The organism is Arenimonas alkanexedens (assembly GCF_054781355.1).
Genome location: NZ_BAAGUO010000007.1, coordinates 100,717 through 109,315, shown reverse-complemented (window position 1 = coordinate 109,315; position 8,599 = coordinate 100,717). Strand labels below are relative to the sequence as shown.

General features: G+C 67.5%; 7 protein-coding genes. 3 read left to right on the top strand and 4 right to left on the bottom strand.

All coding sequences use genetic code 11. From position 1 onward, the window contains the following. The first annotated feature begins 223 nt into the window (after nt 1-223). The 3 genes from metG to rsxB are packed head-to-tail and all read left to right on the top strand — an operon-like array spanning nt 224 to nt 3,459. Nucleotides 224-2,338, top strand: coding sequence for a methionine--tRNA ligase (metG, locus tag ACYVGY_RS12650; protein ID WP_460457849.1), 2,115 nt, complete (start codon nt 224-226; stop codon nt 2,336-2,338). A 7-nt stretch (nt 2,339-2,345) separates the two neighbouring features. Beyond that, the gene (rsxA, locus tag ACYVGY_RS12645; RefSeq protein ID WP_460457848.1) at nt 2,346-2,927 is read left to right on the top strand and encodes an electron transport complex subunit RsxA; all 582 of its coding nucleotides are present in this window, start codon (nt 2,346-2,348) and stop codon (nt 2,925-2,927) included. Between the two features lie 4 nt (nt 2,928-2,931). Further along, the gene (gene rsxB / locus ACYVGY_RS12640; protein ID WP_460457847.1) at nt 2,932-3,459 is read left to right on the top strand and encodes an electron transport complex subunit RsxB; all 528 of its coding nucleotides are present in this window, start codon (nt 2,932-2,934) and stop codon (nt 3,457-3,459) included. A 12-nt stretch (nt 3,460-3,471) separates the two neighbouring features. Here rsxB and ACYVGY_RS12635 read toward each other — a convergent pair whose 3' ends face one another. From ACYVGY_RS12635 to ACYVGY_RS12620, 4 genes are read right to left on the bottom strand one after another with little or no spacing between them, the layout of a single operon-like run. Then, nucleotides 3,472-4,350, bottom strand: a complete 879-nt coding sequence (locus ACYVGY_RS12635) for a TraB/GumN family protein (protein ID WP_460457846.1) — start codon at nt 4,348-4,350, stop codon at nt 3,472-3,474. Between the two features lie 28 nt (nt 4,351-4,378). Then, complete coding sequence (locus ACYVGY_RS12630) at nt 4,379-5,341, bottom strand: DUF1684 domain-containing protein (RefSeq protein WP_460457845.1); 963 nt, start codon at nt 5,339-5,341, stop codon at nt 4,379-4,381. After that, entirely contained in the window at nt 5,341-7,110 is a 1,770-nt protein-coding gene (gene mutL / locus ACYVGY_RS12625; protein ID WP_460457844.1) for a DNA mismatch repair endonuclease MutL, read from the bottom strand. The genes ACYVGY_RS12630 and mutL overlap by 1 nt, the downstream gene beginning before the upstream one ends. Before the next feature lie 48 nt (nt 7,111-7,158). Next, nucleotides 7,159-8,508: an N-acetylmuramoyl-L-alanine amidase gene (locus ACYVGY_RS12620; RefSeq protein WP_460457843.1), complete on the bottom strand. Its 1,350-nt coding sequence runs from the start codon at nt 8,506-8,508 to the stop codon at nt 7,159-7,161. Between the last annotated feature and the right edge of the window lie 91 nt (nt 8,509-8,599).

The following is an 8,599-nucleotide window of genomic DNA, read 5'->3' as shown; positions in this document are numbered from 1 at the left end:
GGCGGAAGAAAAATCCACACGGGCAGCACGGATCGCCTTTTCGCGGAATCCACCGCGCCAACACTGGATCCGACCCAAACCCATCTCAGGGCTGGCCAGTCGATTCAACACTGGAATCCTAATAGCCCTTTTTTTTGGTCCGGCTTCGCGACAAGGCACAAGCTACCGCCGGAGGCGCAGACCTAGGATAATCAGCGGCCTGTCCTGCTTCCGTTGCCCGCCCATGCCCGCGCCCGCGTTCGTCACCACCGCCCTGCCCTACGCCAACGGCCATCTGCACCTTGGCCATCTGGTGGGCTACGTGCAGGCCGACATCTGGGTACGGGCACGACGGATGGCCGGAGGTACCGTCCACTTCGTCTGCGCCGATGACGCCCACGGCACCCCGATCATGCTGGCGGCCGAAAAGGCCGGCACCAGCCCCGAGGACTTCATCCGCGGCATGCAGGCCAGCCACGAGACTGACTTCGCCGACTTCGGTGTCCATTTCGACCACTATCACTCGACCCATTCGGACGAGAATCGCGAGCTGGCCAGCCTCATCTACCTCCGCCTGCGCGACGGCAGCCACGGCCCGAAGGCGATCGCCCGGCGCTCGATCCAGCAGCTGTTCGATCCCGAACGGCAGATGTTCCTTCCCGACCGCTATATCAAGGGCGAGTGCCCGAACTGCGGCACCGCCGACCAGTACGGCGACAACTGCGAGGCCTGCGGCAAAGCCTATTCGCCAACCGAGCTCAAGAACCCGCGCTCGGTGGTTTCCGGCGCCGTACCCGAGCTGCGCGACTCGGAGCACTACTTCTTCGAACTCGGAAAATTCGAGGTCTTCCTCCGCGAGTGGATGGCGGGCGACGTCGCCCATTCCTCGGTGAAAGCCAAGCTGGGCGAGTGGCTCGAGGACGGTCTGCGCGACTGGGACATCAGCCGCGACGCGCCCTACTTCGGCTTCCCCATTCCGGACGCACCCGGCAAATTCTTCTACGTGTGGCTGGATGCTCCCATCGGCTACCTGGCCAGCTTCAAGGCCTACTGCGACCGGGGTGGCGCCGACTTCGACACCTTCACCGACGCCGCGCATAATGCCGCTGGCGAGACCGAGATGCATCATTTCCTCGGCAAGGACATCATCAACTTCCACGGTCTGTTCTGGCCGGCGATGCTGCACGGGGCCGGCCTGCGCACGCCGACCGCGCTGCACGTCAACGGCTACCTCACCGTCAACGGCGCCAAGATGAGCAAGTCGCGCGGCACCTTCGTGCAGGCGCGTACCTACCTCGACAGCGGACTCAATCCCGAGCACCTGCGCTACTACTTCGCGGTCAAGACCGGCGCCGGCGTGGTCGACCTCGACCTCAACCTTGACGATTTCGTGGCGCGGGTGAACGCCGACCTGGTCGGCAAGTTCGTCAACATCGCCAGCCGCTGCGCCGGCTTCATCTCAAAGCGCTTCGACGGCCGCCTTGCCGAGCAGCTGCCCGACCCGGCGATGTATGCGCGCTTCGTCGAGGGCGTGCGCGAGGTCGCCGCCAGCTATGCCCGTGACGAGTATGGCCAGGCGATGCGCCAGGTGATGGCGTTGGCTGACGAAGCCAATCGCTACATCGACGAGCGCAAGCCCTGGGTGATCGCCAAGCAAGAGGGCGCCGACGCCGAGCTCCAGGCGGTGTGCTCGCAGGGCCTGAACCTGTTCCGCCTGTTGGCGGCGGCGCTCAAGCCGGTGCTGCCCGCCACCGTGGCTCGCGCCGAATCCTTCCTGCAGGCGCCGGTGACGCGCTGGGAAGATATCGCGGCGCCACTCACCGCCCACGCCATCGCTCCGTTCCAGGCCCTGATGACCCGTATCGACCCCAAGCAGATCGAAGCCATGACCGAAGCCAGCAAGGAAGACCTCAAGCCCGCCACCGCGCCTGAAGGAGGGCCTGTAGGAGGGCCTTCAGGCCCGAAGATTCTGGCGAAGAGCTTCGGGCCTGAAGGCCCTCCTACAGGGGTCGTGGCGGCTGGGGCGGCGACGATTGGCATCGAGGACTTTGCCAAGCTCGACCTGCGCATCGGCAAGGTGCTTGAGTGCGGCTTCGTCGAGGGCTCGGACAAGCTGCTGCGCTTCTTGCTCGACGCCGGTGAGCTTGGCCAGCGCCAGATTTTCTCGGGCATCCGTGCCAGCTACGCTGAGCCCGACCAGCTGGTAGGCCGCTCGGTGGTCTTCATAGCCAACCTGGCGCCGCGCAAGATGCGGTTTGGCATGAGCGAAGGCATGATCCTGTCCGCCGGCTTCGACGGTGGTGCGCTCGCCCTGCTCGACGCCGACGCCGCGGCCGCGCCCGGCATGCCGGTCCGTTAGCCGCGCGATGGAAGACATCGCCCTGCTGATGGTCGGCGCGGTCTTCGTCAACAACTTCGTCCTCGTGAAGTTCCTGGGGCTGTGCCCGTTCATGGGCGTCTCGCGCCGGCTCGACGCCGCCTACGGCATGGCCCTGGCCACCGGCTTCGTGCTTACGCTCTCGGCGGCGCTGGCCTGGGTGGTCCATCACTGGATCCTGCTGCCGCTGGGGCTGGAGTACCTGCGCACGCTCGGCTTCATCCTGGTGATCGCCGCCGTGGTGCAGTTCACCGAGATCGTGATGAACCGGCAGAGCCCGCGCCTGTACCGCGTGCTGGGCCTCTACCTGCCGCTGATCACGACCAACTGCGCGGTGCTGGGTGTGGCGCTGCTCAACGTCCAGGCGCGGCATACGCTGCTGGAGTCCGTGCTGTACGGTTTCGGCGCGGCGCTGGGTTTCGGCCTGGTGCTGGTGCTGTTCTCGGCCATGCGCGAACGGCTGGAGGCGGCGGACGTGCCTGCCGCCTGGCGCGGCGCGCCGATCGCGCTGACGACGGCTGGCCTGATGTCCTTGGCCTTCATGGGCTTCTCCGGCCTGGTGCCGGCTTGAGATGATGGCGACCTGGCTGGTGGTCGTGGCGCTGGCGGCGGCGCTCGGCGCGGTGCTGGGCTGGGCCGCGGTGCGGTTCCGGGTGCAGGGCGACCCCATGGTCGAGCGCATCGACTCACTGCTGCCGCAGACCCAATGCGGCCAGTGCGGTTTCCCCGGCTGCCGGCCTTACGCGCGCGCCATCGCCTCGGGCGAGGCCGACATCAACCAGTGCCCGCCGGGTGGCGAGGCCGGCGTGCGGGCGCTCGCCGAGCTGTTGGGCCGAGAGCCCAAAGCGATCAACCCGGCGTTCGGAAGCACGAAGCCGCCGCTGTTGGCTCGGGTGATCGAGGCCGACTGCATCGGCTGCACCAAGTGCATCCTGGCCTGCCCGGTGGATGCCATCGTCGGGGCGCCCAAGCGCATGCACACCGTCATCGCCGAGCTATGCACCGGCTGCGAGCTTTGCCTGCCGCCCTGCCCGGTCGACTGCATCGAGCTGGTGCCGCCGACACCGCGGCCCGGCGAATTCCGCTGGCCCCGGCCGGCCTGAATTAAAAACGCCTCAGAGGCGTTCGACGGTGTAGCCGGCGTCGCGCAGCATGCTCACCACGCCATCCTCGCCCAGCAAATGCATCGCACCCACCACGACGAGGGTGTCGTCGCTGGTTTCGCTATCAAGCATGGCGCGGATGCGGGGCAGCCAGGCGCGGTTGCGGGCGACGTTCATTCGCTCGTAGAGCTCCGGGTAGTCGCGCTTCATCTCGCCACCGGACATCGCGTACAGACCGTCGGCATCGCCCGCGCGCCACAGCGCATGCATGCGGTTGATGTCCTGCTCAAGGGCGCCGATGTCGTCGAGCGAATCACGCAGCGACTGCAGCTGTTCCGTCGGGCTGAGACTGTCGAACATGGCGAACTGCTGGTCGGCCGTTTCCAGCGCACCCACCGCCTTCCCGTCGGCCACCGCGCGCTCAGCGAAGTGTTTGTCCAGGCCCAAGGAAGCGTCCAGCCCGGCAGCCTGCATTTCGGTGATGGCGATCACCAAACCGATGAACCATGTGTCGAGGCTCTGGAAGCCGTCGAGCGCCATGCCGCGGCGCCCGGCGTATTCGACCAACTGCGCCCAGGTCTCGGCGGGCAGCGCCGATTGAAGGGTCTGGCCGTCCGAACGCTGGGCCGCCAGCGCCATTTTCTGCCCCGACGCCGGATCATTCATCTCTTGGGGCGACAGTTCGAACACCACCCGCTCGGCATCCTCGAGCGCGGCGTAGGCTTTGGGCGAAAGCGGATAGTCGCCGGCCTTGAGCAAGTGGAAGGAGCCGAGCAGATAGACGACGTTGTCGTCGTCGCTGACTTTCCAAAGCAGCGGCTTGGGCGGTTCGGCGAAGGCACAGCCGGCGACTGCGGCCAGCAAAAGGACGGCGAGGAAACGGATCGGCATGGCGGTACGGGCTCTGTCTGGGTCGGGCTTATTCGGGGAAGGGCAGCGGCTTCAATTCGCCGGCTTCGACGCGCAGATCCAGGCGGTTCTCCGGCAATGGCATCGGGCAGGTCGAGTAGGGGGTGAAGGCGCAGGGCGGATTGTAGGCCTTGTTGAAGTCCAGCACGGTGGTGCCGTCAGCCCCCGCCGGATCGGCGTAGACCATGCGCGAAGCCGCATAGGTCTCGTGGCCGCTGGTGCGGTCGGCGAAGGCGAAGAACAATCGGCCATCGCCTTCGTCCACCGCTTCCATCCGGAACGACTTGCCGTCCTTCTCAAAGCTCAGCGTGCCGGGATTGGCCATGGGCTCGATCATGCCCAGGACGTTGATGATCTCGACCGTCTGGCCGGGCGGATGTGCCTCGAAGCGGGCGACGATGCGCATGTCCGGATTGATGTCGAAGTAAGCCAAACCGGGGAAGCGCGTGCGGGTGGGGGCGAACGCGTTGCGCACGCGCAGGCCATAGCGGTCGGCGCGCTTGATCAGCACGAAACTGGCATCGCCCTTGTTGAAGGCCACCGTGGTGGCCGGGCCCGGCACATCCGACGCCAACGACACCAGGGCCACGGCCTCAGGGGCAACGCCGTCAATCAGCACCTCGGCCTCGGCGCCGGGATGGAGCTTGAGCGTGGCGACGCCGTCACGGCGCAGCGTCAGCATGCCCAACTGCTTGGGTCCCACGGCGAGCCGGGTGCCGTTGTCCGAGGCCGAGCCCACGTAGGTGGAGCCCGCCGTAAGCCAGTGCAGGCCGACCAGCGACAGCCAACCGTCGGGGCGCTTGAGCGCGGCAAGACGTTGGTCGCGCCAGGCCAGGATCTCGCCTTCGTAGGCCAGCTTCTCAGCCCGGGCCGCGCGCTCCTCGTTGCGCGACTCGGTCGCCTCGTCGGCGCCACCCCCGCAGCCGGCCAGCATCGCCAGCCCTCCGACCCACAGCATCGTTCGCAGCTTCATCAGCGCCCCCTCAGGAATAAACGGTCGAGTTCGGATTTACTCAGCTGCACCCAGGTCGGGCGGCCGTGGTTGCACTGTCCACTGCGTTCCGTGGATTCCATGTCACGCAGTAGCGCATTCATTTCCGGAAGGGTCAGACGCCGGTTCGCACGAACCGAGGTATGACAGGCCAGCGTCGACAGAAGTTCATTGCGCGCCTCCTCGAGCTTGCGGCTGCTGCCGTGCTCGCGCAGGTCCGACAGCACGTCCAGCACCAGCGCCTTGGGGTCCAGGTCGGCCAACAAGGTGGGCACGCTGCGCACGCTGAGCGACTGCGGCCCGGCGCGGCGAAGTTCGAAGCCGTAGCCGGCCAACGTGTCGGCGTGCTGTTCGGCGATGTCCGCCTCGCGCTCGGACACCGCCAGCGACAGCGGCACCAGCAGCGGCTGGGAACGGATGCCTTCGCCGTCCCGCGCGGACTTGAGCCGCTCGTAGGTGATGCGTTCGTGCGCCGCGTGCATATCCACCAGCACCAGGCCGTATTCGTTCTCGGCCAGCACGAACACGCCGTGCAGCTGCGCCAAGGCATAGCCGAGCGGCGGCGCCTCGGCCTCGTTCGCGGCCGGCATCGGCGAGCCCTGGCTCGCGCCACCGCCAGAGGCACCGTAGAGCGCTGAATAGCCCGCCAGTGTGTCGCGCACCGGCAAGCCCAGGCCGCCCTGCGCCGGCGGCTGCCAGCCCATCCCGAGGCCGGGCACCGCCATCGCTTCGCCGGTCGCGCTGGCCAGGCCCGCGCGCGTGGACGCCAGCGCCTCGTGCAGCGTGCGGTAGATGAACTCGTGCACCAGGCGCTGCTCGCGGAAGCGTACTTCGTGCTTGGCCGGATGCACGTTGACGTCCACCTGGCGCGGATCACACTCCAGGAACAGCACGAAGGCCGGATAGCGGCCGTGGAAAAGTACGTCGGCGTAGGCCTGGCGAACGGCGTGTGCCACCGTGCGATCGCGGACCGCGCGGCCGTTCACGTAGAAATACTGCTGGTCGGCGCTCGAGCGCGCGGCGGTCGGCAGCCCGACCCAGCCCCACAAGCGCAGACCGGCGCCGGCATGTTCAACCTGCAGACACTGCGCAGTGAAGTCCTCGCCCAACGCCTCGGCAACGCGCCGGACGTGGTCACCGGCGTCGCGCGCCGGCTTGTAGTGGCGCGAAAGGCGACCGTTGTGGCTAATCCGCAGTTCCACCTGCGGTCGCGCCAGGGCCAGGGAACGCAGCCACTCCTCGATATGCCCCAGCTCCGTGCGCTCGGCGCGCAGGAACTTGCGGCGGGCCGGCACATTGAAGAACAGGTCGCGCACTTCCACCGTGGTGCCGGTCGAATGCGGATGTGGCTGCGGCGGCGCGAACTTTCCGCCATCCACCTCCAGCCGCAGCCCGTGCGCCTGGGCCGCCGTCCGGGAGCTGATCGCGAACCGACTGACCGAGGCGATCGAAGGCAGCGCCTCGCCGCGGAAGCCAAGCGTAGCCACTTCTTCGAGGTCGTCGAGCGAGCTGATCTTGCTGGTGGCGTGACGCGAGATCGCCAGCGCCAGCTCGTCCGCAGGAATGCCGCCGCCGTCGTCGCGGATCCGGATCAGGCGAATGCCGCCTTCCTCGAGGTCAACATCTACCCGGAGCGCGCCGGCGTCGAGCGCGTTCTCGACCAGTTCCTTGACCACGGAGGCCGGACGCTCGACGACTTCACCGGCGGCGATCTGATTGACGAGGGTATCGGGGAGCTGCTGGATCGGCACGGCGGGCCTCAAGGAAACGAGGCTCGATGATACCAGCGGCGGCGCGCCTTACTCGGGCGCCGAGGCCAGGGTGGGCGGCACCGGAATAGTCAGGCGCTCGCCGATGCGGACGGTGTCGCCGCTGAGCCGGTTGGCGGCGCGGATGCTACTCATCGGCACCCCGTGCCGGGCCGCGATCAGGCTAAGGGTCTCGCCGCGGCTGACCACGTGCTGGCGGTTGCCGCCGAACTGGCCCTGACGCGCCGCATACCAGGTGCCGGGGGGCGCCTGGTCGGCGAAGTAGGTGCGCACGCCGCTGTGGATGGCATCAGCCATGCGCTTGCGGTAGGCGGGGTCGCTGAGCTTGGTTTCTTCGCCCGGATTGGAGATGAAGCCGGTTTCAACCAGCATCGAGGGCACGTCGGGCGAACGCAGCACCACGAAATTGGCGCGCTCGATCTGCGGCTTGTGGGTCTTGCCGAAGGCCTTGAGCGAGGACAATACCTGGCTGGCGACGTCGTCGGAGACGCGCATGGTGGCGTTCTGCGAGAGATCGAGCAGCACCGCCGCGAGATTCTTGTCGCGGGCATCGAGTTCAACGCCACCGACCAGGTCGGCCGCGTTTTCCTGGTCGGCCAGCCAGCGCGCGGCCTCGGACGAGGCGCCACGCAGGGACAACACATAGACCGAGGCGCCGCTGGCCGACTTGTTGTGGGCCGCGTCGGCGTGAATGGAGATAAACAGGTCCGCCTGCGCTTCGCGGGCGATCATGTAGCGCTGGTCGAGGGGAATGAACACGTCGCGATCGCGCACCAGGAACGCACGCATGCCGGGGTCGGCATCAATCTTGGCGGCGAGCTCGCGCGCCATCGCCAGGGTGATGTCTTTTTCGTACTTGCGGGTCGGCCCGATGGCGCCCGGATCCTTGCCGCCGTGCCCGGCATCAATCGCGATCACCAGCTTGCGGTCGCCGGTGCCGATGACGTCCTGCAGCGTGCGCGCGGGCGCCGGCCTGCCGGCGACGGTGTCGCCTTCGTCGCGCAGGTCGAGCACCAGGCGCGAGCCGCTTCCGACATGCTCGATGCGGGTGCGCGGCTTGACGGCGCGGGCCAGGTCCAGCACTACCCGCAGGTCGCCTTCAGCCGGCTGGCCGGTACGAACGCCCGCCACCACGCCATTGGGCGCCGGCGGCCGATAGCCAGCGCCAAGCGTCGTGCCCGACAGGTCGAGCACCAGGCGATCGGGGTTGGCGAGCGTAAACACCTTGTAGTCCACGGCGCCGGTGAGGTCGACCACGGCATGCGTGCCGGCCTCGTCCTCGACGACTTTCATGCCGTCCACCCTCGCTGCCTGCGCGCTAAACGCGGCCAGGCCGAGCAGGGCCGGGACAAAGAGGGCAAGGGCGGGAATGCGACGCATGAGCAGGATTCAACCACCGTCCCGCGGGAATAGCAAGAAAATCCTTTTTAAATCCGGGGCCTGCCGCACCTTCCTGCAAATCTGGTCAGAA